This window comes from Vibrio sp. 1249-1 (assembly GCF_033340495.1).
The window spans coordinates 1-931 of sequence record NZ_JAWOWJ010000225.1 but is presented as its reverse complement, the minus strand read 5'-3'; the positions used below and the strand labels follow the sequence as shown (position 1 = coordinate 931).

Genomic DNA, 931 nt, shown 5'->3' with positions numbered 1-931 from the left:
TGGGTCGCGGCAAGGTTTTGCTTTTCGAGAGAAACCACACGTCCATGATTTGGCTCTAATCGCTCCAACTGAGCGGCAGAGAGAGAAGGTGAAACAAGAAGTGGTGACACCAACACCAAGCCAACTGCGAGCTTGCGCTGATATTTTGATCCTAGATCCATCGGTAAGTCCCCTATTTTGCACAAATAGCAAAGCCAAACTGACAGATTTTATGCGCCGAATAATCCCTTAATAGGACGTTAGGCTTATTGATCTCATTCTGTTCATTGAGTCTAGCACAGGAATTTATAGACCTTATGGATGAGTTTATGGCAATTCAACGCTCTCGACACATGCTTTTAACAATTTGCATATAACCTTTTGATGTTGAAACTGTCGCATTTATTGCACAAATCACACAAAAATTGATTGTATATGTAATTATGCAAACGTTTGTGTGACTCATATCGCTTACAAATATTACTGATGTTATTAATATTTGCCCGAATCAATTATAAGGTATGACGTACCCATGAAAACAATTAAAACTTCTCTCGCTCTCCTTATCGGTGCCGCTTTACTGACTGGCTGCAATGACGACGACACGAAATACGTAAACGTTCAGCCAACTGAAGTAAAGATTGCCACCTACAACCTCTCTTTTGACCGCGCGACCTTCGAAGCTTTAGTAAACGAAATGCAAATTGAACCAGCGCAGCAAGCTGCATTGGTTACAGCGTATTTAGACGGCTCCATCGCAGCTGAAGACAAAACCACTGCGGAAAAAGTCATTCAAATTCGCAACGTTGCTGCGATCATTCAAAAGAATCGCCCTGATGTACTGATGATGGCGGAATACAACAACGAGGGAACAGGCGAAAACAAAGCAGCCCTTGAAGGCTTCCAAAAGAACTACCTGTCTGTTGCACAAAGTCTCGATGGCGCGGGCGAA

At 43.0% G+C, this 931-nt stretch carries 1 pseudogene; it reads left to right on the top strand.

Annotated elements, in window-relative coordinates:
- Nucleotides 1-511: 511 nt before the first annotated feature.
- Nucleotides 512-931 (top strand): annotated as a pseudogene (locus R7Z50_RS25430) (endonuclease/exonuclease/phosphatase family protein); the annotation flags it as partial.